Origin of the sequence: Nioella sp., assembly GCF_965215655.1 — a bacterium.
Classification (GTDB): domain Bacteria; phylum Pseudomonadota; class Alphaproteobacteria; order Rhodobacterales; family Rhodobacteraceae; genus Nioella.
This window is the reverse complement of record NZ_OZ244111.1, coordinates 2255158-2280491: the sequence shown is the minus strand read 5'-3', so window position 1 is coordinate 2280491 and position 25334 is coordinate 2255158. Positions and strand designations below refer to the sequence as shown.

General features: G+C 64.7%; 26 protein-coding genes. 6 read left to right on the top strand and 20 right to left on the bottom strand.

Translation table 11 applies throughout. The features are described from left to right. Positions 1-32: 32 nt before the first annotated feature. The 5 genes from ACOOEX_RS11370 to tkt all read right to left on the bottom strand — a co-directional run bounded on the left by ACOOEX_RS11370 (position 33) and on the right by tkt (position 5065). Positions 33-572 carry a helix-turn-helix transcriptional regulator gene (locus tag ACOOEX_RS11370; protein WP_420394942.1) on the bottom strand — a complete coding sequence of 180 codons (540 nt, stop codon included), beginning with the start codon at positions 570-572 and terminating at the stop codon, positions 33-35. Further along, positions 569-1114, bottom strand: coding sequence for a cytochrome b/b6 domain-containing protein (locus ACOOEX_RS11365; RefSeq protein WP_420394941.1), 546 nt, complete (start codon positions 1112-1114; stop codon positions 569-571). The genes ACOOEX_RS11370 and ACOOEX_RS11365 overlap by 4 nt, the downstream gene beginning before the upstream one ends. 67 nt (positions 1115-1181) lie before the next feature. After that, positions 1182-1427, bottom strand: coding sequence for a PepSY domain-containing protein (locus tag ACOOEX_RS11360; RefSeq protein ID WP_420394940.1), 246 nt, complete (start codon positions 1425-1427; stop codon positions 1182-1184). A 236-nt stretch (positions 1428-1663) separates the two neighbouring features. After that, entirely contained in the window at positions 1664-2668 is a 1005-nt protein-coding gene (gap, locus tag ACOOEX_RS11355; protein ID WP_306046236.1) for a type I glyceraldehyde-3-phosphate dehydrogenase, read from the bottom strand. A gap of 381 nt (positions 2669-3049) precedes the next feature. Then, positions 3050-5065 carry a transketolase gene (gene tkt / locus ACOOEX_RS11350; protein WP_420394939.1) on the bottom strand — a complete coding sequence of 672 codons (2016 nt, stop codon included), beginning with the start codon at positions 5063-5065 and terminating at the stop codon, positions 3050-3052. A gap of 275 nt (positions 5066-5340) precedes the next feature. Here tkt and ACOOEX_RS11345 point away from each other — a divergent pair, with 275 nt between their 5' ends. The 3 genes from ACOOEX_RS11345 (at position 5341) to ACOOEX_RS11335 (ending at position 7022) form a co-directional block, all read left to right on the top strand. Further along, positions 5341-6114: a hypothetical protein gene (locus ACOOEX_RS11345; protein WP_420394938.1), complete on the top strand. Its 774-nt coding sequence runs from the start codon at positions 5341-5343 to the stop codon at positions 6112-6114. Beyond that, entirely contained in the window at positions 6107-6553 is a 447-nt protein-coding gene (locus ACOOEX_RS11340) for a cell division protein ZapA (RefSeq protein ID WP_420394937.1), read from the top strand. Before ACOOEX_RS11345 ends, ACOOEX_RS11340 begins: the two co-directional genes overlap by 8 nt. 136 nt (positions 6554-6689) lie before the next feature. Continuing rightward, positions 6690-7022, top strand: coding sequence for a GYD domain-containing protein (locus tag ACOOEX_RS11335; RefSeq protein WP_420394936.1), 333 nt, complete (start codon positions 6690-6692; stop codon positions 7020-7022). Positions 7023-7044: 22 nt separating this feature from the next. Here ACOOEX_RS11335 and ACOOEX_RS11330 read toward each other — a convergent pair whose 3' ends face one another. Further along, entirely contained in the window at positions 7045-8256 is a 1212-nt protein-coding gene (locus ACOOEX_RS11330) for an MFS transporter (protein ID WP_420394935.1), read from the bottom strand. Positions 8257-8292: 36 nt separating this feature from the next. After that, entirely contained in the window at positions 8293-8961 is a 669-nt protein-coding gene (locus ACOOEX_RS11325; protein ID WP_420394934.1) for an SDR family NAD(P)-dependent oxidoreductase, read from the bottom strand. A 124-nt stretch (positions 8962-9085) separates the two neighbouring features. Between ACOOEX_RS11325 and ACOOEX_RS11320 the strand changes: the two genes are divergently transcribed. Then, positions 9086-9679, top strand: a complete 594-nt coding sequence (locus ACOOEX_RS11320; RefSeq protein ID WP_420394933.1) for a biotin transporter BioY — start codon at positions 9086-9088, stop codon at positions 9677-9679. A 337-nt stretch (positions 9680-10016) separates the two neighbouring features. Here the strand turns inward: ACOOEX_RS11320 and ACOOEX_RS11315 are convergent, their stop codons facing one another. From ACOOEX_RS11315 to ACOOEX_RS11305, 3 genes are all read right to left on the bottom strand, one after another. Then, entirely contained in the window at positions 10017-10439 is a 423-nt protein-coding gene (locus ACOOEX_RS11315) for a DUF1284 domain-containing protein (RefSeq protein ID WP_420394932.1), read from the bottom strand. Then, the gene (gene purF, locus ACOOEX_RS11310; protein ID WP_420394931.1) at positions 10432-11907 is read right to left on the bottom strand and encodes an amidophosphoribosyltransferase; all 1476 of its coding nucleotides are present in this window, start codon (positions 11905-11907) and stop codon (positions 10432-10434) included. The genes ACOOEX_RS11315 and purF overlap by 8 nt, the downstream gene beginning before the upstream one ends. 119 nt (positions 11908-12026) lie before the next feature. Further along, entirely contained in the window at positions 12027-12218 is a 192-nt protein-coding gene (locus tag ACOOEX_RS11305; RefSeq protein ID WP_420394930.1) for a hypothetical protein, read from the bottom strand. 156 nt (positions 12219-12374) lie between these two features. On the opposite strand from ACOOEX_RS11305, the gene ACOOEX_RS11300 reads away from it, so the two are divergent. Next, entirely contained in the window at positions 12375-13553 is a 1179-nt protein-coding gene (locus ACOOEX_RS11300; RefSeq protein WP_420394929.1) for an alpha/beta fold hydrolase, read from the top strand. 3 nt (positions 13554-13556) lie between these two features. Here ACOOEX_RS11300 and ACOOEX_RS11295 read toward each other — a convergent pair whose 3' ends face one another. The 5 genes from ACOOEX_RS11295 to gltX all read right to left on the bottom strand — a co-directional run bounded on the left by ACOOEX_RS11295 (position 13557) and on the right by gltX (position 18888). Beyond that, positions 13557-14123: a CvpA family protein gene (locus tag ACOOEX_RS11295; RefSeq protein ID WP_420394928.1), complete on the bottom strand. Its 567-nt coding sequence runs from the start codon at positions 14121-14123 to the stop codon at positions 13557-13559. 33 nt (positions 14124-14156) lie between these two features. Then, a complete protein-coding gene (radA, locus tag ACOOEX_RS11290) occupies positions 14157-15524 on the bottom strand; it encodes a DNA repair protein RadA (protein WP_420394927.1) in 1368 nt (455 codons plus the stop codon). 9 nt (positions 15525-15533) lie between these two features. Continuing rightward, positions 15534-15992 carry a paraquat-inducible protein A gene (locus tag ACOOEX_RS11285; protein ID WP_420394926.1) on the bottom strand — a complete coding sequence of 153 codons (459 nt, stop codon included), beginning with the start codon at positions 15990-15992 and terminating at the stop codon, positions 15534-15536. Between the two features lie 95 nt (positions 15993-16087). Further along, positions 16088-17380, bottom strand: a complete 1293-nt coding sequence (gltA, locus tag ACOOEX_RS11280) for a citrate synthase (RefSeq protein WP_420394925.1) — start codon at positions 17378-17380, stop codon at positions 16088-16090. Between the two features lie 104 nt (positions 17381-17484). Next, positions 17485-18888 (bottom strand): glutamate--tRNA ligase, encoded by a 1404-nt coding sequence (gene gltX, locus ACOOEX_RS11275; protein WP_420394924.1) that lies wholly within the window; start codon positions 18886-18888, stop codon positions 17485-17487. A 172-nt stretch (positions 18889-19060) separates the two neighbouring features. Here gltX and ACOOEX_RS11270 point away from each other — a divergent pair, with 172 nt between their 5' ends. Beyond that, positions 19061-21124 carry a ComEC/Rec2 family competence protein gene (locus ACOOEX_RS11270; protein WP_420394923.1) on the top strand — a complete coding sequence of 688 codons (2064 nt, stop codon included), beginning with the start codon at positions 19061-19063 and terminating at the stop codon, positions 21122-21124. Between the two features lie 239 nt (positions 21125-21363). Here the strand turns inward: ACOOEX_RS11270 and lexA are convergent, their stop codons facing one another. The 5 genes from lexA to ACOOEX_RS11245 all read right to left on the bottom strand — a co-directional run bounded on the left by lexA (position 21364) and on the right by ACOOEX_RS11245 (position 25275). After that, positions 21364-22056: a transcriptional repressor LexA gene (lexA, locus tag ACOOEX_RS11265; protein WP_071691659.1), complete on the bottom strand. Its 693-nt coding sequence runs from the start codon at positions 22054-22056 to the stop codon at positions 21364-21366. Between the two features lie 81 nt (positions 22057-22137). Next, positions 22138-23322: a gephyrin-like molybdotransferase Glp gene (gene glp, locus ACOOEX_RS11260; protein WP_420394922.1), complete on the bottom strand. Its 1185-nt coding sequence runs from the start codon at positions 23320-23322 to the stop codon at positions 22138-22140. Further along, a complete protein-coding gene (moaC, locus tag ACOOEX_RS11255) occupies positions 23319-23798 on the bottom strand; it encodes a cyclic pyranopterin monophosphate synthase MoaC (RefSeq protein WP_420394921.1) in 480 nt (159 codons plus the stop codon). The genes glp and moaC overlap by 4 nt, the downstream gene beginning before the upstream one ends. Next, positions 23798-24607, bottom strand: coding sequence for an indole-3-glycerol phosphate synthase TrpC (gene trpC / locus ACOOEX_RS11250; RefSeq protein ID WP_420394920.1), 810 nt, complete (start codon positions 24605-24607; stop codon positions 23798-23800). Before trpC ends, moaC begins: the two co-directional genes overlap by 1 nt. After that, positions 24604-25275 (bottom strand): uracil-DNA glycosylase, encoded by a 672-nt coding sequence (locus tag ACOOEX_RS11245; RefSeq protein WP_420394919.1) that lies wholly within the window; start codon positions 25273-25275, stop codon positions 24604-24606. The genes trpC and ACOOEX_RS11245 overlap by 4 nt, the downstream gene beginning before the upstream one ends. Positions 25276-25334: the final 59 nt, after the last annotated feature.

The following is a 25334-nucleotide window of genomic DNA, read 5'->3' as shown; positions in this document are numbered from 1 at the left end:
CCCCGAGGGAAGTAGAGGATAGAATTAACCATTTATCCAGAGGTTTCCGCGACCGGTTGCCCCGCGCCTTCCACGGCGCTGTCATGGTCCATGATCTCTTCGATCAAAAGGCTCAGAAGCTCACCCCGATTGCCCACGCCCGCCTTGCGGTAGATGGCGTTGAGCTGCGATTTCACCGTACCTTCCGCCGATCCGCGCAGGCTCGCGATATCGGTGATCGACAGCCCCTTGACGCTGAAATGGGCCACGTCGCGTTCGGCGGCGGTCAGCGACCATTCCGTGAAGCGTTCCTCGATCACGTCGTGAAAGGCGCGGGCGGCGAGGCTGACCTGCCGTTCCAGATGCGCCTTGCGCTGCAAAAGCCGCATCAGCACCCTGATCTCGAAGACAATGCCCGCGATCAGCGCCAGCGTAGCTGCGCTTTCCAGCACCAGAAACTGTTCCACCGGTCCGTTGGCGGCGTTGCGCATGGCGTCGGTGATGACGTCCCACAAAAAGAAGGCCGCGCAGAGGGTCTGCGCAGCGATCAGGGCGATCACGATCGCCGGTTGTTCCGAATAGGGCCGCTTCATGGCTCGACCTTTACCCCCTCGGGCACGGTTTTCACACCCGAAACCATCGCGCGGGGAAGATTGACGCCGGTGCGCAGGCTTTCCCATATCACCGCGCCCACATGGGCGACGATGGAGATCTCGGCCCAGCTCACCAGCACCTCGTGCAGCTCCTCGACCCACTCGACGCCCCACCAGGCATTGGTGGTCATCATGTAGCCGGTTGCCCCGATGGCCAGCATGGTCAACAGCAGGTTGTAGATCATCAGCGCCCCGAGCGGTGTGTGGCCCAGATGGGTCCGCTTGCGGCCCGTGGCGATGTCCGACAACTGGTCCATGGCCCCCTTGGCCGACGGCGGAAAGTTGGTGAACCGGGCGTAGCGGGTGCCGAACAGCCCCCAGAGGATACGCAGCGCGATCAGGGCAACGACGGCGTAGCCTATCCATTCATGCAGATTGCTTTCCGGGTCGGTGAACAGCGCATTGGCCGCGAAGGCAATGACCAGCGACCAGTGAAACAGCCGCACAAGCGGATCCCAAACTTTGAAGATGCGGGAACTCATCGGCCCGTCCTTTCCGATTGGCAAGCGGCAGGGGCAGCCCCGTCGGCTGCCCCCTTTGGGGACGAGATCAATCGTCCTCTTCGACGCGCAGGATGGTCAGGCTCTCGTCCAGATAGACCTCGAACCGGGCGCCATCGCGCATGGCATAAGCCTCGTACTCGCCGTCTTCCATCTGGATCGAGCGGACCTCGTAGCCGTCGGCGGTCAGCAGCGCGGTGATCTGGTCCTGCACGTCCTGGGCAACGGGGCTGCCCGAGGCGAAAACCGCGGTGGCGGGCAGAAGCAGGGCGAGCGCAATAGCAGTGCGTTTCATGGGATGTATCCTTTCTTGAGGTTTGGTCTTGGGTCTTGGGTGACCCCGATTGGCGGGGCCGTGTTCAACCAGAAAGGGCAGGGGGCGGGGAATGCTATCATCCCGGGTTCATGCGGCCCGGATTGGACCAAAGGTTTAGGGTCATGAACCGGGGCTCATGAGGGTACTGCGCTGATACGAAACAAAAAACGCCCGCTGCGAAGGCGGGCGTTCCGGTTGGGTCTGGTGACGGCTGATCAGTTCAGCATGCGGCCCATATGGGCGGCAACATCGGCCATGCGTGCCGAGAAGCCCCATTCGTTGTCATACCAAGCCAGCACGCGGACCAGGCGCTTGCCCGAGACCTTGGTCTGGTCGGGCGCAAAGATCGAGGATTGCGTGGTGTGGTTGAAGTCGATGGAGACCTTGGGCTCGGGATCATAGCCCATGACCATGCCCATATAGCCATTGGCGGCCTCAGCAACGATTTCGTTCACGTCCGCCACGGTCACGTCCTTGCCCGCGACAAAGGTCAGGTCGACAGCCGAGACGTTCGGCGTGGGCACGCGCATCGCGGTGCCGTCCAGCTTGCCCGCCAGTTCCGGCAGCACCTCACCCAGTGCCTTGGCGGCCCCGGTCGAGGTCGGGATCATCGCCATGGCGGCGGCGCGGGCGCGATAAAGGTCGCTGTGGCGACGGTCCAGCGTCGGCTGGTCGCCGGTATAGCTGTGGATCGTGGTCATCAGCCCGCTTTCGATGCCGATCGCATCGTTCAGCACCTTGGCCAGCGGGGCGAGGCAGTTGGTGGTGCAGGAGCCGTTAGACACCATGGTTTCGCCATCGACCAGATCGCGGTGGTTCACGCCATAGACCACGGTGCGCTGAACGTTCTTGGCGGGGGCGGAGATCAGGACCGACTTGGCGCCCTGTTCCATATGGACATTGGCCTTGGTGCCGTCATTGAACTTACCGGTGCATTCCAGAACCACGTCGCAGCCGGACCAGTCCAGCTCGCGCGGGTCATAGGTCGAGAAAACCTTCATCGGGCCGCGGCCCAGATCCATCGTGTCGCCCTCGGTGGTGACGGTGCCGGCAAAGCGGCCATGGACGCTGTCATAGCGCAACAGGTGGGCCGAGGTCTCGATCGGGCCGGTGGCGTTGATCTTGACGACCTGAACGTCGTTGCGGGCGCTTTCGGCGATATGGGCCAGCGTGCAACGGCCGATGCGGCCAAATCCGTTGATGCCGATGGTGACAGTCATGGCGCGTGCTCCTTGGGTCTGCTTGCGCCGGTGTATAGGTGGTGGGGGCGGGTCTGAGAACCCGAAAAGCCCAAGATTTGCAGCCTGTTAGCGATAAAAGTCCCTGTTAGCGCATAACAATCGCGGCTTTGCAGCAGCGGGGGAGCAACAGTCCGTGGCGGGGTGGGGCCTCCCGCGCGATGAAGGGAAACAATGGCCCCGAATCCCTGAAGGGAGAGTGGAATGCTCTTCGACGCGCATTGATACGGCCCTTCGAAGGGCCGTCCCGGTCGACGCGGTGCAGCCTCGGCGAAAGCCCTGAAATGAAAACGCCGTCCCGATCAGGATCGGAACGGCGCCAGACGCAGAAACCCGGGGGCGTGCCCTCGGGGTCCCGATTCCTTAAAGCAGCGATTTGACCTTCGCGGCCACGGCTTCGGCGGTGATGCCGAAATGGGTATAGAGCTCGCCCGCCGGGGCAGAGGCCCCGAAGCTGTCCATGCCGACGAAGCCCGCCTTGGCCTCGCGGCCCCGCTCGCCAAGCAGCCACTGGTCCCAGCCCTGGCGCACGGCGGCCTCGACGGCCACGCGGACAGCACCGCCGGGCAGGACGCGCTTGCGATAGGCGTCGTCCTGGGCTGCGAAGAGTTCCATGCAGGGCATGGACACAACGCGTGCACCGATCCCCTCGGCTTGCAACAGATCGCGCGCTTCCATCGCGATGGACACTTCCGATCCAGTCGCCATGATGATCGCCTGCCGCTTGCCATCCGCATCGGCCAGAACATAGGCCCCACGCTCGACAAGGTTCGAATTCTTGTGCTCCGTGCGCACCGTCGGCAGGTTCTGGCGGCTCAGCGCTAGCGTGGAGGGCGTCGTCTTCTGGTTCAGGGCCACTTCCCAGGCCTCGGCGGTTTCCACCGCGTCGGCGGGGCGGAACACCAGCATGTTCGGCGTCGCGCGCAGCATCGCCAGATGTTCCACCGGCTGGTGGGTCGGGCCGTCTTCACCCACGCCGATCGAGTCGTGGGTCATCACGAACTGCACCGAGATCCCCATCAGCGCGGCCAGGCGCATCGAGGGGCGGGCATAGTCGGTGAAGGTGAAGAAGGTGCCGCCATAGGGGCGCACGCCGCCATGCAGCGCCATGCCGTTCATGGCCGCCGCCATGCCGTGTTCGCGGATGCCGTAATAGACATAGCGGCCCTTGCGGTTCTCCACGTCGAAGACGCCCAGGTCGCCAGTCTTGGTGTTGTTTGACCCGGTCAGGTCGGCCGAGCCGCCAATGGTTTCGCCGACGACGGGGTTGATCACCTCCAGCGCCATTTCGCTGGCCTTGCGGGTGGCAACCTTGGGCTGCGTCTCGGACACCTGCTTCTTCAGCGCCTTGATGGTGGCCGACAGCTTCTTGGGCATGTCACCGGCGAAGGAGCGGGCAAACTCTGCCTGTTTCTGGTTCGACAGCATCGCCAAGCGGGTTTCCCATTCCTCGCGCTCAGCGGCCCCGCGCGCGCCAATGGCTTCCCAGGCGGCTTTCAGATCGGCGGGGATCTCGAAGGGGCCGTATTCCCAGCCATAGGCCTCTTTCGCGGCCTGCAGCTGCGCCGGATCGGTCAGCGCACCATGGCCCTTGGAGGTGTCCTGCGCGGCATGGCCGATGGCGATATGGGTCTTGCAGGCGATCATGGCAGGGCGGGGCGATGCCTTGGCTGCGGTGATGGCCGCGTCGATGGCCGCCGGGTCGTGGCCGTCGCATTCGAACACGTCCCAGCCCGATGCGTTGAAGCGCGCCACCTGGTCGGTGCGGTCCGACAGGCTGACCTTACCGTCAATGGTGATGTCGTTGTTGTCCCACAGCACGATGAGGCGGCTCAGTTCGTGCCGGCCTGCCAGACCGATGGCCTCTTGGCTGATGCCTTCCATCAGGCAGCCGTCGCCCGCGATGCAATAGGTGTAGTGGTCCATCACCTTGGCACCCCACCGGGCGCGCAGGTTTTCTTCGGCCATGGCGAAACCCACGGCGTTGGAAATGCCCTGACCGAGCGGACCGGTGGTGGTTTCCACGCCGTCCACATGGCCGTATTCCGGGTGGCCCGCGGTGATGCTGCCCAACTGGCGGAAGTTCTTCACCTGCTCCAGCGTCATATCAGCATAACCGGTCAGATGCAGCAGCGAGTAGATCAGCATCGAGCCATGGCCCGCCGACAGGATGAACCGGTCGCGGTCAGGCCAGCGGGGGGCGCTTGCGTCAAACTTCAGGTGCTTTTCAAACAGCACGGTGGCGACATCGGCCATACCCATGGGCATGCCGGAATGGCCGGAATTGGCAGCGGCAACCGCATCGAGCGTCAGCGCGCGGATGCAGGCGGCTTTGCGCCAGTGATCGGGGTTCCGGGCGGCAAGAGCAGAAAGGTCCAAGGGGCGCGTCCTTCATATGTCATGTTAGCGGGCTCGCGCGCGGTCTTAACAGAGGGGGGGGCAAGTGCAAGCATGCGCAGAGGCGGAGGACCGCCAAAACCGCGTAAAATCGGCCCAACCCGTGGATTTCGGCCCGGAAATGGTTGCAAATCCGGCCCGGATGCGATTCGCTGTTCACAGGGGCAGGTGGGCAGACCGCGCCCCACTATGGCGCGTAAAAAAGAACAGCCCGGGATGCGCGCGCGGGCGGTAGAGTAGAAGAGGCGTGGCACAGGATGAACGAGACCACGGATCTGGAACAGATCACGGCGCTTGAACACCGCATTACAACGGCGCTGGACAGGATTGCCAAAGGGGTGGCCGCTCGGGCCGCGGCGCAGGCCCCGGCTTCCGCCGAGGATACCGGCGAACTGGAAGAGCGTCTGGCAGCCCTTTCGGCGGCGCTGGAGGAGACTCAGGCGGCGCTGCAATCGGAACAAAGCGCCAATGCGGATCTGAACGAACGTCTGCGCGCGGTGGAATCCGCGCGTCAGGCGGATGCGGATCAGGCAAATCGCGACATTGCCGAGTTGCAGGCACAGCTGAATGCGGCCCCCGAGCCAGCCGCGGAACCGGATGGTGCCGACCGGGAAGAGCTCGAAGCGGAACTTGCCCGGCAACGCGAGGTGGAAAGCGTGCTGCGCCGCCGTATTGCGCGGCTCCGTGAGGAACGCAAGACCGTCCGCGCCGAATATAACGAAGTGCGCGATCAGCTCGAAGAGGTCGAGGGCAAGCTCGACCAGCTTCAGGCCCTGACTGACGCCAGCGCGCCGTCCGCCTCGGGCGAATTGGCGCGTCTGCGCGACAGCAACCGCGCCCTGCGCGACACGATCGAAGAGCTGCGGGAAGCAATTGCCGCAGAGGGACCGCACGATGACGATCTGGTGACCAGTGCGCTTGCGGCGGAACTGGAAAGCCTGAAAGCCGACCGCGCCGCAGAGGCCGCCGAGGCCCGCGCGATCCTGTCCGAGATCCGCCCCGTCCTGCAGGGAGGTGCCGCAGATGCCTGAGATCGTGATCCAGATCGGAAGCCGGGATTTCACCGTGGCCTGTCAGGAAGGCGAAGAGCCGTTCCTGCGCGCCGCCGCCCAGATGCTCGACACCGAGGCAAGCGTGGTGCTTGGCCAGATTGGCCGGATGCCATCGGAACGAATGCTTTTGATGGCCGGGCTGATGCTGGCTGACAAGACCGCGGGGCTGGAGGAAGACCTGCAAAGGGCCGAGGACACCTTGCGCGCCCGCGACCGGGCCCTGGCCGATGCAGAGGAACGGCTGGCCGAACGCGCCCGCCGCATCGCCGCACTGGAAGCGGCCCCGCCGCCTGATCCCGAACAGGTCTCGGTGCCGGTGATCCCCGCCGACGTCTCCGACAGCCTCGCCGAGATTGCCGCCCGCGCCGAAGCGCTGGCGCTGGAGCTGGAAGAGGGCGAGGCAGCGCAGGACGACTGACCCGGACAGCCCGTATGAATTGCAGACGGTCCCCTATGCGGGGGCCGTTTTGCGATCTGGCACCCTATGTGGTCCCGATTAGGGGTGCATAATCGGTTATGGTATTGGTGGTTCCTTCAATCAAAAGGGGAATTCCATGGCGACGTTCATTCTGACAGGGCGCCTGACGCTCGACGCGGTCCGGGGGCTGATGTCCAAGCCGGAAGACCGAACCGCAGCCGTTGGCGCCATCGTTGATGCGGCCGGTGGCAAGCTGCTGCATTACTACATCACCACCGGTGACAGCGACTTCATGCTGGTGGCCGAGGCGGACGCAGCGGAGGATTTTCTTGCCGGGGTGATGGTTGCGGGGGCCTCTGGATCAGTATCGAATCTGAAAACCGTGCGGGCCTGGAGTTCTGGTGAGTTCGCGAAGGTCGCCGAGAAGGCGAGCGCCATTTCAGGCAGTTACCGTGTGCCCGGAAGCTGAAGACCCAAGAGTATGTCTCGTGTCAGGCGGCTCCCACCCGGGCCGCCTTTTTCTCTGCCTGCCCAAGCCAGCTTGCAGCGCCGAGCCCGATCAGACAGGCCGCCAGCAGGATCGCCAGCCAGATCTCGGTCGCATGGGCAGGGGTCATGAGAGCGCCCGAAAGCCAGCTCAACGCGCCGCCTGCGGCAACGGTCAGCGACCCGGTGATCCCGGCAATGCTGCCCGCCAGTTCCGGGGCCACGGACATCGCGCCCGCGTGACTGTTGGGCATGGTCACCCCGTTGCCGATGCCCACGAACAGCGTCGCCACGAAGACAACCGGCAGCGCGGGGCCGAGGGCGAGGGTCAGCACCAACCCCGCCGCGACCCCGATGGTCGCCACGATGCGGCCCGCCAGCATCATCCGCGTGACACCAGCCCGGACCGACAGGCGCGACGACAGGAAGCTGCCCATCAGAAACCCGAGCGTGATCGACCCCATGGCGATGCCCACCATGGCCGGGGTCAGGCCAAAGACCTGCCCGGCCACCAGCGGCGCCCCCGCGAGGAAGATGAAGAAGGTGCCGGTGGAAAACATCATCGTGATGGCATAGCCCCAGAACCGGGGCAGGCGGAGCAATCGGCGGAAGGCGTCGGCCATGGCGCGGAACCCGCCACCGTCGCGGGCGGCGGTTTCCCCCAGATCGTGCCAGCAGATCGCCAGCAGACCCGCCCCCGCCAGCCCGTATCCCAGAAAGATTGCCCGCCAGCCAAACGCCGCTTCGATCACCCCGCCCACCATCGGCCCCAGCATCGGCGCGATGGCCATCGACATCGACAGAAGCCCGATCCGCGCTGCAGCCTCCTCTCGGGCGTGGGTGTCGCGGGTGATGGCGAGCGTCATGGCAAAGCAGGAGATGATTGCGCCTTGCATCAGTCGCGCAGCAAGGAACAGCGGAAAGCTGGTCGCCAGGTAGCACAGGGCCGAGGCGAGCGTGAACACCGCCAGCGCCACCAGAACCACGGGGCGGCGGCCGAACCGGTCCGACAGGGGGCCTGCGATGATCTGGATGAGCGCGGTCAGCCCCAGATATCCCGCCAGCGCCAGGTTTGCGGTGGCATAGCTGACCCCGAGCTCGTCCGCGATGGCAGGCAGCGAGGGCAGGATCATGTTGAGCGTCAGCGGCGCCAGCGCCGTCAGGCCGACCAACGTCCAGAACCGCGGTGGCGTCAGGGCAGGGCGCAGAAGGCTCATGCGTGCGCCCGTTGGAAAAGGCGCGCGCGGGTCACATCAGGCCTCGAACAAAGGCGCGAGAAGGCGAGCGGCCTCGTCCCTGGGGTTTGCCAGAGCATCCCGATCCTCACCGGGATGGAAGCGGGCGCGCACGGCTGTTGGCATCGGATTGGGCTGCAACAGCGCAACGCGGGGGCCATGCTTGGCGCTTTCGGCCTGCCAGCGGGTGACAAGCGCCCGCTGCGCCGCCTTGGACATGGCATAGGCCCCGCCATACATGGCCTCACCGTCATCATCGAAGAACACCGCCGTGGCGATGTCGGAGGGTTCAATGAGCGGCTCCACCATCGCAATCAGCCGCGCGGTGGCGCGGATATTGGTGGCGATGTTGGCGTCGAGATCCTTTTCGCGGATCTGCGCGGCGGGGGTCAGCGCGGTGGCGTGAATCGCCGCATGCACCCAGATATCGGCCTTGCCCCACCGGTCATGGATCGAGCGGCAGAGATGAGCCATCGCAGCCTCGGTCGTGATATCCATGGGCGCGAGCGTGGTGCTGCCGCCCTTTGCCTGAATGCGGTCATCGAGCTCTTCCAGCCCGCCGGTGGTCCGCGCCACGGCCACCACATGGGCCCCGCGCGCGGCGAGCCATTCTGCACAGGCGGCGCCAAGGCCGCGCGAAGCGCCGGTGACAAGAGCGATCCGGCCGTCGAGAGGTTTGTGTTCCATGGCCCGCGTGATGGCGGGAAATCCAGGGCTTGGCAAGGGGGCGCGGCCCTTAGCTGCTTGACTTTGCATCGGGGGGCAGAGACAAACGGGCCAAAGGGGAACTTGCTTTCAAAAGGAGACGCGCATGAGCCGCGAAATGACCCTGAGCCAGGCCGTGATCGGCACTGGAAGCACCGCCCGCAAGGCGATGCTGGTACTGGCCGGATCGGCCTTCATTGCAGTTGCTGCCCAGATTTCCGTTCCGATGCTGCCGGTTCCGATGACCCTGCAGACACTCGCCATCCTGATAGTGGGCTTCGCCTATGGCGCGCGCCTTGGGGCGCTGACGCTGGTGGCTTACCTGACCGAAGGGGCCATGGGGCTACCGGTCTTTGCCAACGGCATGAACGGGCTGGCTTTCGCGGGTCCGACCGCAGGCTTCCTTCTGGGCTTCGTCGCCATGGCTTGGGCCGCAGGTTTTGCCGCCGAGCGTGGTCTGGCGCGCGGCGTGGTCGGAACCGCGCTGACGGCGCTGCTGATCTCTGCGGCGCTCTACATTCCCGGCCTTGCCTGGCCGGCGCTGGTTGCCGGTGGTTTCGGGTTCGAGGCCGGGTGGGTCGCACAGGACGCAGGCTTCTACTGGACCTGGTTCGTGGCGCCCTTCCTTCTGGGCGATGCCGTCAAGGCCGTGATCGCGGCCCTTCTGGTTGCCGGCGGCTGGAAGGCGCTGACGCGCTGAGGCTTATCCGGTTCATGAGATTGGAAGCGCCGCCCTTCGGGGCGGCGTTTTCGTTTCGCCGCCTGCGGCGTCGACCGGGGGAGCGGCCCTCCTCGGGCCCCTTCGGGGCCGTCGTCGGGCCGCGTTGCCACGGAATATTTGTGGGGTCTGTGGGAACGAACGGGTGGGGTAATGGTTGAAAGTTCGGGGCCTGTCTACTGAGAGGTCCTGTTGCCGGGAACTGTCCCGTCACAGGACCTGTTCGAGGCTTTGAGCGAGTCGCGCCCGCGTCAAGGGCAAGCGGCCTTCGGCCGTCGCTGGCGCGACCCTTGACCCGGCCCCGACTCGCGGGAGGGCGTCAGGCCTTGCCGTCGTGCAGATCCTGAAGGGCGGTTTCGCATAGACCAAGCTCCAGCCACTGACACCCCGCGCAAAGGGTCTTCAGGCTGCCCGGTGGAACATTGTCGAGGATACGTTGCTGCGCCTGCCCCCAGGTGAGCCTTTCGCGGGGTTTCAGTTTCAACGCGGCGGCATGGGCGCGGTCCAAAGTGGCAATCGCGGCTTGATTGGTGCAAAGCCGCCCGCGCCGCTTGGGGCAGGGGGTGCAGATATCGTCGGTCGCGCCGGTTGTTTCGATCAGCACCTCATCACCGCCGGGCGCGCGCAGGCGATCCACCACGATGGCGGTCATGTTTGCGGTGAACGCATCCGAATAGCCCTTGCCCTGGTAGCCGAGGGCGCAGAGAAAGTGATGCGGACGAAAGCGGAGCGGGTCAGGCATCTTCCTTAAGCGCAAGCTTGCCCGCATTCACCACATCCGTTGGCTTCACCGGGTAATCGCCAGAGAAACAGGCGTCGCAATATTGCGGGCAGGCGGGGTTGCGGCCTTCGGCCTCGCCAACCGCGCGATAGAGCCCGTCAAGCGAGATGAACTTGAGGCTGTCCACCTGCAGGTGCTGGCGCATTTCCTCTTCGCTCATGGTGGCGGCCAGAAGCTTTTCCCGTTGCGGGGTGTCGACGCCGTAGAAGCAGGGCCAGGCAGTCGGGGGCGAGGCGATGCGGAAATGCACCTCTGCCGCGCCGGCATCGAGGATCATTTCCTTGATCTTGCGGCTGGTGGTGCCACGCACGACGCTGTCATCGACAAGGATCACCCGTTTGCCCTGAATGAGCGCCCGGTTGACGTTCAGCTTCAGCCGCACGCCCATGTTGCGGATCTGCTCGGTTGGCTCGATGAAGGTCCGGCCCATATACTGGTTGCGGATGATCCCCATGGCGTAGGGAATGCCCGATTGCAGGGAAAAGCCGATGGCGGCTGGCGTGCCGCTGTCGGGCACCGGGCAGACCAGATCGGCCTCGACCGGGGCTTCCTTGGCCAGTTCGCGGCCGATGGCTTCGCGGGTCTCGTAAACGGAGCGCCCTCCCAGAATGCTGTCGGGGCGCGAGAAATAGACATGTTCGAAGATGCAGGGGCGTGAGGCGCGTTCTTCGAAGGGGTGGAAGCTTTCCAACCCCTTGTCGGTGATCACCACCATTTCGCCCGGCTCGATCTCTCGCACGAATTCCGCGCCGATGATGTCAAGCGCGCAGGTTTCCGAACTCAGCGCCCATCCGTCACCCACCTTGCCCAGAACCAGAGGGCGTACGCCAAGCGGATCGCGCACACCGATCAGCTTGGTGCGGGTCATGGCGACGACTGAAAACGCACCTTCAACGCGGCGCAGGGCGTCTTTCATCCGTTCGGGAATGGTTTTCTGATAGCTGCGCGCCATCAGGTGGATGATGCATTCGCTGTCAGAGGAGCTTTGGAAGATCGAGCCGCGGCCAATCAGTTCACGGCGCAGTTCCTCAGCATTCACGATATTGCCGTTATGGGCAATCGCCGCGCCGCCCATGGCGAACTCGCCAAAGAAGGGTTGCACGTCGCGGATGGCGGTGTTGCCCTTCGATCCGGCGGTGGAATAGCGCACATGGCCGATGGCCAGCGGGCCGGGCACGGTTTTCATTACATCTTCAGAGGTGAAATTGTCGCGCACATAGCCAAAGCGGCGGGCCGAGTTGAACCCTTGCTCGGGGTCGTGGGCGACGATGCCGCCTGCCTCTTGTCCCCGATGTTGCAGGGCATGCAGGCCAAGGGCCACGAAATTCGCCGCGTCGGCAACGCCGATGACGCCGAAGACACCGCACTCCTCCTTGAGCTTGTCGTCATCAAACGGGTGGCTCAGGAAGGGCTTGTCGAGGTCACGCATGGGGGGATGGCTCCGCGTCCGGTGATTCCGCGTCCGTATAGCCCCCCGGGCAGGTAAAGTCACCTGTGACAGATATGTGAATGCGCGATTTCCGATATGTGTTTCCTTCGACCGGCAGATCAAAGCAGGCCTGGCACGATCACCAGAACGGCGAGCCCGAAGATGGCCAGAACCGGCACAAGGGACAGGGTCTTGCGGCTGCCGGTGCGGGCCATGTCGGCGGCCTGCTGGCTGCGCATCTGGCGGCCACGGGCCATGTAAAAGCCGGTGTCGATGGAACCATCGGGGCGGGTTTTGATCGTGTCGGTCATGGCAGGTCTCCTTTGCATCTGATGGGAACCAGAGTGCCACTACTGCCGAAGCCACGCTTGAAGACGGTCTTTAGATCGCCTTGAGATTTGTCCGATTTGTCTTGTGACGCGGCTGTTTTCCTTGAGAAAGCTTCGCAACCTGCGCAATCATGGGCCATGATCTACCAGTTTGCGGATTGCCAGCTTGATGCCCGTGCCCACCTGCTCACGCGGAATGGGCAGGAGGTTCATATAGAACCACAGGTCTTTGACCTGCTGGTGCTGCTGGCGCGCATGGCCCCGGCGCTGGTCTCGCAGGACGACATGATCGCCGAGGTCTGGAAGGGACGCATTGTCTCGGATTCCACACTGGCCGCGCGGATCAATGCCGCGCGCAAGGCGGTTGGCGACAGCGGTGCGGCGCAAGAGGTGATCCGGACGATCCCGCGGCGCGGTGTTCAGATGGCGGTGCCTGTGGATGCGGTGGCCGATGCGCCGCACACCCCGCAACCCACCCGCAAGATCAATCAAGTGATCCGCTACACGACCAGCCGCGACGGTACCCGGCTGGCTTTCGCCCAATCCGGCGAAGGACCGCCGCTGATGCGGGGCAGCCATTGGCTGTCGCATCTGGAACATGACTGGAAAAGCCCGGTCTGGCGGCCTCTGCTGGATCAACTGAGCGCGCATCACCGGCTGGTGCGCTATGATCCACGGGGGACGGGGCTGACTGACCGGACCCTTCGCGGCGGGACGCTGGAAGATTTCGTCGCCGACCTGACGGCGGTCGCTGACGCGGCCAGTCTGGATCGGTTTGCCATTTTCGCAGCGTCGCAAAGCGCACCCGTTGCTCTTGCTTTCGCGGCAGCCCACCCTGATCGGGTCAGCCGTATGGTGCTAATCGGTGGCTTTAGTCGCGGGTCGCAACACCGCGCGGATGCGTCTGTCGGCAAGGCAATGACCGAGATGATCCGCAGCGGATGGGGCAAGGTCGGCAGCCCGCTGATGCAGGCCTTTTCCACCGTCTACATGCCCACGGCCACGCCCGAGGAGTTGGCGAGCTTTGTCGAGATGAAGCAAATCTCGGCCACACCGGACACAGCCGCACAATTGCGGTCCCTGATTGCAGAGTTCGATGTGTCCGATGTTCTGGACAAGGTCACCGCCCCCGTGCTGCTGCTTCATGCAGACCGGGATGCCGTGCATCCGGTAACCGAAAGCCAGGACCTGGCGGCGCAATTGCCGAATGCCGAATTTCACATGGTGGACAGCCCGAACCACGTCATGGTGCCGAGCGATCCGAACTGGCGCGAAGCCCTGCAGGCGGCGCAGGCGTTCCTGTCCGCCGCCGATTAGGGCTTAGTTCCCGTCCACCGGGCCGCAGCTATTCACCAGTTCCTCATAGCGGCTGACGATCCAGCCGGGCGCGTCCGAGGGGATCTGTTCCTCGACTCGGGTCTGCATCGACTGGAAGATTTCGGCCGACCGGCTGTCGGAAATCACCGCAATCGGCTCGTTCCCGACGATGCGGTCATAGGCGATGAGCGCCACAACAACCAGAAGCACCCCGCGCAGCACCCCGAAGAGGAAGCCAAGCCCCGCATCCAGCCCGCCGATGGCGGATCGTTGAACGGCGCTGGAGAAGAAAGGAGTGAAGAGAGAGATGACCACAAGCGCGATGGCGAAGACGGCGGCAAAAGCCGCGATGACCGCCAGTTCGCAGGAGCCGTTGAGGAAGTCTCCCAGATAAGGGATCTCGAACATCAGCTCCTTGGCGCGGGGGGCAAACATGAAGGCCACGATGGCCGCCACGATCCAGCCCGCGATGGACAGCGCCTCGCGCACGAAGCCACGGGAATAGGCGAGAATGGCGGAGATCACGATCACACCGGCCACGACCCCGTCAAAAATGGTAAAACCTTCCATTATCTCTCTCGTCTCCCTCGTGGCTCGGGCCTGTCAGCCTGCGCCGAAAATATCACCAGTGAACCGGGCCAGGTCCGGCATCAGTTTCAAATCCATATCAGCCCCGTCGGTGATTTTGCATCCCTCAGGTGCGATTGCGGAGGAAAAACCAAGTTTCCGCGCCTCTTTCAACCTGTTTTCCGCCTGAGAGACCGGGCGTAAGGCACCCGACAGGCTCAATTCGCCGAAAACGACGGTGGTGGCGGGCAGGGCTTCGTCCTCTCGCGCCGACAAAAGCGCGGCGGCCACGGCCAGATCGGCGGCGGGTTCCGAGATGCGCATGCCGCCCGCGATGTTGAGATAGACGTCGAGCCCCTGAAAGCTGATGCCCACCCGCGCCTCCAGCACAGCGAGGATCATGGACAGCCTTCCGCCATCCCAGCCCACAACCGCGCGGCGAGGCTGGCTGAGCGACGAGGGCGCGACAAGGGCCTGTACCTCGACCAGAACGGGCCGCGTCCCCTCGATGCCTGCAAACACCACCGATCCCGGCGCCCGCGCCTGCCGGTCGGACAGGAACAGGGCAGAGGGGTTGGGCACTTCGGCCAATCCGCCGCCGGTCATCTCGAACACGCCGATCTCATCCGCCGGGCCAAAGCGGTTCTTGACGCTGCGCAGGATGCGGAACTGGTGGCCGCGCTCACCTTCGAAATAGAGCACGGTGTCGACCATGTGTTCCACCACGCGGGGGCCAGCGATCTGGCCTTCCTTGGTGACATGGCCCACCAGCATGACACTGACGCCCTTGCGCTTTGCGAAGCTCACCAGTTCATGCGCGGCGGCGCGAACCTGGCTGACCGATCCCGGCGCTGAGTCGACCGTGTCGAGCCACATGGTCTGGATGGAATCGATCACCACCAGATCGGGCTTTTCTTCGTCCAGCGTGGTCAGGATATCGCGCAGGTTGGTTTCTGCTGCCAGCTTCACCGGGCTGTCCCCCAGTCCAAGCCGCTGCGCCCGCATGCGGACCTGCGCCGTGGCTTCCTCGCCCGAGACATAGATGACCTTGAGACCCGCCTGCGCAAAACTGGCCGCGGCCTGCAACAGAAGCGTCGATTTGCCGATGCCGGGGTCGCCGCCCACCAGCGTGGCGCTTGCCCCGACCAGCCCGCCACCGAGCACTCGGTCCAGTTCTGCGATGCCCGATCCGTCGCGTTCTGGCGGGCGTTCCTCGGTCGCGAGATCCGTCAGCGCCATGCCCTTGCCCTTCATGCCCCCAAGTGCCTTGGCACCGGGGCCCATGGACAGCGGCGTTTCCTCCTGAATGGAATTCCACTCGCCACAGGCATCGCAGCGCCCTGCCCATTTCTTGTGGGTGGCGCCGCAGGCGGAACAGACGAACTGGGTGACGGGTTTTGCCATTGGATTGGCTTAGCCCAAGGCCCCGCGCTTGGCCAGAGCCGAGGTGGCCAGGCTGATCCCGAAACTGGCCAGCACGCAGCCGGTGAAAAGCCACAGGCCCCAGGCGGTTTCCACCCGACCCACGCCGACGCCCCTGGCCAGTGTGATGTAGATGGCGATCAGGAACACATCCGCCATGGCGAGCTTGCCAAGCGCCGTCAGCGGCGTCAGCAAACGGCTGTCGGTCATCCGGAAATGGATCAGCGCCAGACCCGCCGTCTTCAGGATCGGCGCGACAATGGCAAAGAGCGCCACGGCGAGCGCCAGCAGAACGTCTTCCTCCCATAGCGCCACGACACCGGACAGGACCGATATCTCGCTTAACCCGAAGAGTGGCAACAGCCCCGCCCGCATCAGCGGCGCGACCCATGCCAGGGGGAAGAGAACCAGCAGAGACAGGTTCAACGCGGTCAGGATTATCCGTGTCATTACAGGCAGATGGGGCAGGGGACATAGCGACGCAAGGGCGGGATGCGAAAAGGCCGCCCCATGGGACGGCCTTTCGTAATCTTGCGAGGCACCGCTCAGCGGTTCTCGATATCCGTGTATTCGCGGTAGGTCGCGCCGGTGTAAAGCTGGCGCGGACGACCGATCTTGCCTTTCGGATCGGCGATCATCTCTTTCCACTGGGAAATCCAGCCAACGGTCCGCGACAGGGCGAAGATCGGCGTGAACATCGAGGTGGGGAAGCCCATGGCCTCCAGGATGATGCCGGAATAGAAATCCACGTTCGGGAAGAGCTTCTTCTCGGAGAAATACTCGTCCTCCAGCGCGATGCGTTCCAGCTCCTTGGCAACCTGCAACAGCGGGTTGTTTTCGACACCCAGAAGGTCCAGCACCTCGTCGGCCGATTTCTTCATCACCGTCGCGCGCGGGTCGAAATTCTTGTAGACCCGGTGGCCGAAGCCCATCAGGCGGAAGGGGTCGTTCTTGTCCTTGGCCCGCGCGATGTATTCGGGGATGCGGTCGACCGAGCCGATTTCCTTCAGCATCTCCAGACAGGCCTGGTTGGCGCCGCCATGGGCAGGCCCCCAAAGACAGGCGATACCGGCGGCGATGCAGGCAAACGGGTTCGCGCCCGAGGAACCCGCGAGACGCACCGTCGAGGTCGAGGCGTTCTGTTCATGGTCCGCGTGCAGGGTAAAGATCCGGTCCATCGCGCGGCTCAGGATCGGGTCGGGCTGGTATTCCTCTGCCGGGACCGCGAAACACATGCGCAGGAAGTTGGTCGCATAGTCACAATCGTTGCGCGGATAGACAAAGGGTTGACCGATCGAATATTTATACGCCATCGCGGCGATGGTCGGCAGCTTGGCGATCAGGCGGATCGAGGCGACCTCGCGCTGCCACGGGTCCGAAATGTCGGTGGAGTCGTGGTAGAAGGCCGACATCGCGCCGACAACGCCCACCATGGTGGCCATCGGATGCGCGTCGCGCCGGAACCCGCGGAAGAAGTTGTGCATCTGTTCATGCACCATCGTGTGACGGGTCACGCGATCTTCGAAATCTTCCAGCTGGGTCGCGGTCGGCAGCTCACCGTAGAGCAGCAGATAGCAGACTTCGAGATAATGCGATTTTTCCGCCAGCTGGTCGATCGGGTAGCCGCGATGCAGCAGGATGCCCGCGTCACCGTCGATATAGGTGATGGTGGATTCGCAGGCCGAGGTCGAGGTGAAGCCCGGATCGTGGGTAAAGACGCCTGCCTGACCGTAGAGCTTGCCGATGTCGATCACGTCGGGACCGACACTGGGCGAGTGCATTGGCAGCTCGAATGTCTTGTTGTCGAACGTGAGCGTCGCGGTTCTGTTGTCTGCCATCCTGAGTCCCTCTTCAAAAAGCCTGCCCGATGGGGTCATCAGGCGGTGTTCAGGGACCGGTTGCCCGGGCCCCTCTATTCGCAGGCAGCCACGACACACTCAGGTCATTCGGCTGCGGCCTCCGTCAGGCGGGCGATTGTCTCCTCCCGGCCGATGACGAGCATCATGTCGAAAACGCTCGGGCTGACGGGGCGGCCTGCCAACGCGGCCCTCAGGGCCGGTGCAAGCTTGCCCAGTTTCAGATCGTGGCGCTCTGCCACTTCGGAAACTGTCGCCTCCAGCGTGTCGCGTGTCCAGCTAGCATTTTGCAACTGCGGCGTCAATTCTGTCAGTATACCACGGGATACATCTGTCAACGCGGCCAGCGACTTCTCATCCCGATCCAGCGGGCGTTCGGTCAGAACAAAATGCGCCTTTTCAAGGATTTGGGGAAGTGACTTTGCCCGATCCTTGAGGCAATACATCGCAGCGGCCAGCCCATCTTTCTGCGCCTGCGAAAGCGCGGGTTGCTGCGTTGCCACCAAAAACCGCTCGATTTCAGACACCAAATCGTCATCGGCCATGGCCCCGATATGATGGCTGGCCACATGTTCGAGCTTCTTGAAATCAAGCCGCGCGGGCGATTTGCCGATTCCCGTCAGGTCGAACCACTCTTTCGCCTCAGCGTCGCTGAACAGCTCGTCATCCCCATGGCTCCAGCCAAGCCGCGCCAGATAGTTGCGCATCGCGGCGGGCGGGTAGCCCATGGCGGCGTATTCCTCGACCCCGAGCGCGCCGTGGCGTTTGGACAGTTTCTTGCCGTCGGGCCCGTGGATGAGCGGGATATGCGCCCAGACCGGTTCCGGCCAGCCCATGGCGTGATAGATCTGGATCTGCCGGGCGGCGTTGTTCAGGTGATCGTCGCCCCGGATCACATGGGTGACACCCATGTCATGATCATCCACCACAACCGCATGCATATAGGTAGGTGTGCCATCCGAGCGTAACAGGATCATGTCGTCGAGCTGATCGTTGCGGATCGTCACATCGCCCTGCACCTGATCGCGGATCACCGTCACGCCTTCACGCGGGGCTTTCAGCCGGATCACATAAGGAAGGTCCGGGTGGTCGGCCTCGGCTACATCGCGCCACGGGCTGAGGAACAGCGTCGAACGCCCTTCAGCTTTGGCGGCATCGCGGAAGGCCTGAATCTCCTCCTGCGTGGCGAAGCATTTATAGGCGTGACCTGCCGCCAGCATCTCTTGCGCCACCTCTGCATGGCGGTCGCAGCGGGCGAATTGGCTGATCGGCTCTCCGTCCCAGTCCAACCCCAGCCAGGTCAGCCCGTTCAGAATGGCCTGCGTTGCCTCGGGCGTGGACCGTTCGCGGTCCGTATCTTCGATGCGCAGCAGGAAGGTGCCGCCGCGCCCGCGCGCATAGAGCCAGTTGAACAGCGCCGTCCGCGCGCCGCCGATATGCAGAAAGCCCGTGGGCGAAGGGGCGAAGCGGGTCACGACATCAGAGGTCATCGAAGGTCCTTTCCGGGGCACGTGGGCCTTAGCGGGCGCCGCGCGTTAACAGTTTGGCAACCATGAGGCCGCACAGTCATCTGCGCGCAGGTTTAGGCAAGCCCGGAAGGGGTGGCAAGTGCGGCTGTGGCACTGGTTGAATGCGGTCCAGCAGGGCCAGCGGGGTTATCTGATGCCCTGGTCCCCGGTCTTTTTCGGGATCGGGGTGGCGCTCTATTTCGCTCTGCCAGTGGAACCGGGGCGTATGGCGTATGGCCTGGCCGGAGCGGCGGCCCTTCTGGCCGCGCTCATTGGCCGATGGCGACGCGAAACGCTTGGGCCCTTGGCGACGGCGGTGCTGCTTGTCGCGCTCGGGCTGTGCACGGCAGGCGTGCGGACGGCTCAGGTGGCGGGGCCGGTTCTGGGATTTCGTTACTATGGCCCCATCGAAGGGCGGATCGTGGTGGTGGACCGGTCCGCCTCGGACCGGTTGCGCCTGACGCTGGATCGGGTCGTGCTGGCCGACACCGACCCCGACCGCGTGCCCCGGCGGGTGCGCGTCTCGCTTCACGGCGACCAGCCGTTCCTGACGCCGGAACCCGGTGCGCGTGTTGCCCTGACCGGCCATCTGTCGCCCCCGGAAGGACCGGGAGAGCCCGGCGGCTTCGACTTCCAGCGACACGCCTGGTTCCTGTCCATCGGCGCGGTCGGATATACCCGCAATCCTGCGCTGCTGCTGGAGCCGCGCCCGGAGCGCGTCTTGCCGCTGTTGCATCTGCGCATGCGGCTTTCGCGCGCCATTCAGACCCGGATCGAGGGCGAACCCGGCGCCTTCGCTGCTGCTGTCATGACCGGGGACCGCTCCGGCATCTCGACCGAAACGCTGGAGACCCTTCGGCGCACCAATATCGCCCACCTTCTGGCCATTTCCGGCCTGCATATGGGATTGCTGACCGGCTTTGTCTTTTTAAGCCTGCGCTCCGGCCTGTCGCTGATCCCGCCCCTTGCCCTGCGTTTCCCCACCAAGAAGATCGCCGCAGTCGGGGCCTTGGCTGCCGGGGCCTTCTACCTGGCCGTGGCGGGCGGCAACGTCGCCACCGAACGCGCCTTCATCCAGGTGGCGGTGATGTTCACGGCGGTTTTGCTGGACCGGCGCGCTGTCACCTTGCGCTCGGTCGCCATAGCGGCGCTGATCGTTCTGGCACACCGCCCCGACTCCCTGCTTGGCCCCGGATTCCAGATGAGTTTTGCCGCCACGACCGCGCTGGTGGCGGTCTTCACCGGCATGTCCCGGATCGAGCGGCTGCGCACCTGGCCCGCATGGGCGCGCTGGCTGCTTGGGCTGGTCCTGTCCTCTGGCGTTGCGGGGCTGGCGACGGCCCCCTTCGCGGCGGCGCATTTCAACATGCTGGCGTCTTACGGGCTGGCCGCAAACCTGCTGACGGTGCCTGTCATGGGCAGCCTAGTGGTTCCCGCGGCGGTGGTGGCCATGTTGCTCTGGCCTCTCGGGTTGGAGGTCCTGGCCTTCCGGGTGATGGAGGCGGGGCTGGTCTGGATCCTTGCCGTGGCCGAGCGCATCTCGGGAATGGATGGCGCGGTTAGGCCCATCGAAATGCCCCCGGCGGAGGTGTTGCCGCTGTTGACCCTCGGGGCGCTGTTCGTGATCCTGTGGCGGGGGCGCGGGCGCTGGACGGGACTTGCCCCGGCAGCGCTGGCGCTTCTGCTCTGGTCGAGCGGAGAGCGCCCGTCGCTGCTGATCTCGCCCTCAGGGCGGCTGGTCGGGGTGATGACGGAGGAGGGGCGAGCGCTCAGCCGTGCGCGGGGTGACGGTTTCGTCGCGGGGCTGTGGCTGGAAAATGACGGGGATGACGCGGATCAGGCCAGGGGTTTTGCGCGTCCGGCATGGGGTGAGGACGGGGCCGGGCAGGCGGTGGCGATCGGCGGGATGTCCCTGTGGCACGGGGTCGGTCGCCGGGCCGCGCAGGATCTTGCCCGAGCCTGCGCCGCGCATGACTGGGTGATCACCTCCGAGCGGTCGGAAAGCGGGCTTGGGGGTGTCCCGGAGTTTGGACCCGGCGTGGGGTCAGGGGCGGCCATGGCCGACAGCAGCAGGGAGGGCGCGGCCTGTGTCATGATCGGCCCGGACATCCTGTCGCAAACTGGCGCCATCGCGCTTGCGGCGGGGGAAAACGGGCTGCGGGTCGTCACGGCCCGCGCATTGCAGGGGCGGCGTCCCTGGGTGCCGACATCCCGCTGACCAACGGGGCGCCCGCGCGGATTTCCGTGATGGGTCATTGGCCACCAGGCCCATGGTCTCCGGTTCAGCCCCGATCCTTGCCATTTGTCCGTGGCAACGCGGCCAGACGAGGCCTCCGGCGTCAGCCGGGGGTTGAGGAGGGCCGCTCCCGGGTCGACGACGAAGTCGGCGAAACCCCGTAGACGGCAGGGCGCAGGCTTGAAGACAACAGCGCCGGTCAGACCGGCCTGAGAGACGGATCAATAGGTGCGGATCAGCCCGACAAGCTTGCCCTGCACCTTGACCTGATCGTCGCGCAGCATCCGGGTTTGATAGGCGGGGTTGGCCGCTTCCAGCGCGATCATGTTGCCTTTCTTGCGGAACCGTTTCAGCGTCGCCTCATAACCTTCCACAAGCGCCACGACGATATCGCCATTATCAGCGGTCGAGCCTTCCTCGATCACCACGATGTCGCCTTCGTTGATCCCGGCCTCGATCATCGAGTCGCCCTTCACCTCCAGCGCGTAATGCGATTTGCCCGATCCCAGCATCTGCTGAGGCACGGCCACATGCGTGGACACCTCGCTGATCGCCTCAATCGGCGTCCCGGCGGCGATGCGTCCCATGACGGGCAGGTCGATGGCAGAGGCGGCGGCCACGGGGCGCGCGTCGCGGGGCGGGTCGGCCCTGCTTCCCTCGATCACACGGGGGGTGAAGCCGCCCAGTTTGGTTTCCAGGCTTTCAGGCAGTTTCACGATCTCGATCGCACGCGCCCTGTGCGCCAGCCGCCGGATGAAACCCCGCTCCTCCAGCGCCGTGATCAGCCGGTGAATGCCCGACTTCGAGCGCAGGTCCAGCGCATCCTTCATTTCGTCGAACGAGGGCGGCACCCCGTCGCGCTGCATACGGCGGTGAATAAGCTCCAGCAGGTCCAGCTGCTTCTTGGTCAGCATCTCGGGGCCTCCCCTAACGGAAATCACGTCTGTTCGGGGAATGTTCTACCGCTGTTCCCGCTTCGTGTCAACGCATGGGGGTCAGAGCCGCAAGATATCCACAAGCGCACCGGCCTTCAGTGGCCCGGTCCCGGCGGGGTAGATCATCAGCGCATCGGCGCGGGACAGGACGCTGAGCAGCGAGGAATCCTGACGCGGATCGGGGGTCACGCGAGGATACCGACTGCCCGGCGCCAGCACCGCGCGCATGTAGTGTTCACGCGGGCCGTTCTGGGGCAGATCCACCGCCAGTTCGGCGGTTTCACGCGGGGCAGGGGCCTTGCCCAGACCCAACATCGCCCGGATCATCGGCACAAGGAAAATCTGCCCGCAGACCATGGCCGAGACCGGGTTGCCGGGCAGGCCGAGCAGCGCCGCCTTACCCATCCGTCCCGCCATAAGCGGCTTGCCGGGTCTGAGCGCCACCTTGTAGAAACTCCGCTCCAGCCCTTCGGATGCGGCGACTTTTGCCACAAGGTCATGATCCCCCACGGACGCCCCGCCAATGGTCACGATGATATCCGCATCCGCCGCCAGTTTCAGCGTACTGGCGAGGCTCTCCACCGTGTCGCGCGCAATCGGCAACAGGCGGGCATGGGCGCCAGCAGCCTCGGCCAGCGCCTTCAACCCATAGGAATTGGAGGCCACGATCTGGTCTGGCCGCGGGGTATCGCCCGGCTGCACCAGCTCATCCCCGGTGGCAATCAGCGCCACGACGGGTTTGCGGGTGACGGGCAGGGTGGGCAGGTTCATGGCGGCGGCCAGCGCCAGATCGGCAGGGCGCAAGATGCGTGGGGCGTCCAGTTCGTCGCCGGTCAGGAAATCGCCACCTGCCGGGCGGATATTGGTCTGGTGATCCAGCCGGTCTCCCAGGGTGATCACATCGCCCTCGCGCGTCACATCCTCCTGGATGATCACCCGCGCAGCGCTGTCAGGAACCGGCGCCCCGGTAAAGATGCGCACCGCCTGTCCGTCGCCAAGCTGGCCCTGCCAGACATGCCCCGCTGCGGCCTCCCCGATCACGGTGAACCTGTCACCGGGCTGTGGAGCCTCCGCCGTCACCGCGTAGCCGTCCATGGCCGAGGCCGCAAAGGGAGGTTGATCTCGTCGGGCCCGCACCGGTCTCGCCAGCACCCGGCCATTGGCGTCTGCCAGCGGAACCTCTTCTGCGGGCGACGGATCGGCAAGCGCCAGACAGGCGGCGAGGGCCTCGTCAACGGTGATCATGCCTGTGCCTCGTATCTCCCGGATTTTCCGCCCTCTTTCAGCAGCAACCGGATGCCGGTGATTTCCATTGATTTATCAACGGCTTTCACCATGTCGTAGACGGTCAGCGCGGCGGTGGAGACGGCGGTCAGGGCCTCCATCTCGACCCCGGTCTGCCCGCCGGTCTTGACGGTGGCCACGATGCGGATGCCGGGAAGGGCCGTAACCGGCTCCAGTTCCAGCGCGACTTTGGTGATCGGCAGCGGGTGGCAGAGCGGGATAAGTTCCGATGTCTTCTTGGCCCCCATGATCCCCGCCAGCCGTGCGACCCCCAGAACATCGCCCTTCTTCGCCTCACCACCGGTGATGGCCGCAAGTGTCTCGGGCGTCATCCGCACGAAACCTTCGGCCACCGCCACGCGCGCCGTCACCGGCTTGTCCGAGACATCAACCATATGGGCCTGGCCCTCGGCGTCGAAATGCGTGAGACCCGCCATCACTGCGCGGCCCGCAAAGGGTTGGCCAGAAGCGTCCGCGTGGCGGTTTCCACATCCTCCTGCCGCATCAGGCTTTCGCCGATCAGGAAACAACGGCTGCCATACATGGCGATATCGGAGAGATCCTTGGGCGTGTTCAGCCCGGATTCAGAGACCACCATCCGGTCGCCGGGGATGCGGCGCACCAGCGTCCTGGTCACGTCGAGCGAGGTGACGAATGTATTGAGGTCGCGGTTGTTGATGCCGATCATCCGCGATTTCAGATGAAGGGCGCGGTCCAGTTCCTCTGCATCATGCACTTCAATCAGCGCATCCATGCCCCACCGGGTTGCGGCGTCTTCCAACTCTTCTGCCTGAGCGTCGGATACGCTGGCCATAATGATCAGGATGCAATCGGCCCCAAGCGCGCGGGCCTCGGCCACCTGGTAGGGATCGTAGAGGAAGTCCTTGCGCAGAACCGGTAGCGAGACAGCGGCGCGGGCGGCGATGAGGTATTCGTCAGCGCCCTGAAAGGAGGGCGTGTCGGTCAGGACAGACAGGCAGGTCGCGCCCCCGGCCTCATAGGCACGGGCCAAAGCGGGCGGGTCGAAATCGGCGCGGATGAGCCCCTTGGAGGGGCTGGCTTTCTTGATCTCGGCAATCAGCCCGTAGCCCTCGCGCGAGGCAATGCTGAGAGCCTCTGCGAAGGGGCGAACCGGCGGGGCGGCCTCTGCATCGGCTTCCACGGCGGCCATGGGCCGGGCGGCTTTGCGGGCGGCCACGTCTTCCAGCTTGTAGGCCTTGATCTTATCGAGAATGCTTGTGGTCATATCTGTCCCGGGTCCGTCCAGTTGATGGGCGTCATGCCCTGTTCTTGTAACCAGTTATTCGCGCGAGAGAAGGGGCGTGCGCCAAAAAAGCCCCGATGCGCGGAAAGGGGCGAAGGGTGGGGGGCTTCGAGCTTGAGATTACGCTCTGCGGGGATGTCTTTGGCAGCTTTCTGCGCGGGCTTGCCCCAAAGCATGTAGACTCGGGGCGCGCGGTCGGAGGCAAGGCGGTCAAGCACCTGTCCTGTCAGCCGCTGCCAGCCCAGTTTCGCGTGGCCATTGGCCTCGCCCGCAGGCACCGTCAGAACGGTGTTGAGCAGGAGGACGCCCTGCGTGGCCCAGAACCGCAGGTCGGCATTGGGCGGGCAGGTGCCCAGATCGGCCTGCATCTCCTTGTAGATATTGGAGAGAGATCGGGGCAGCGGGCGCACATGCGGTTCCGCCGAGAAAGCGAGACCATGGGCATGACCCGGCGTCGGGTAGGGGTCTTGGCCGAGGATAACGACCTTTGTTCGGTCCGGCGGGCAGGCTTCCAGTGCGGCAAAGACCTGCGCCGGGGCGGGGAGCCAGGGCCGGGGTTCAGCGGTCAAAGCGGCTTCGAAGCCGCTTATGTCGCGCGCGAAGAATGGCAGGTTGGCCCAAGACCCCAGATGAGACAGATCGAAACGCATGGGTCAGGGGGTAACGCGTGCGGCCGGGCGGGGACAAGGCTTTTCGAAAAGCCTTCTGA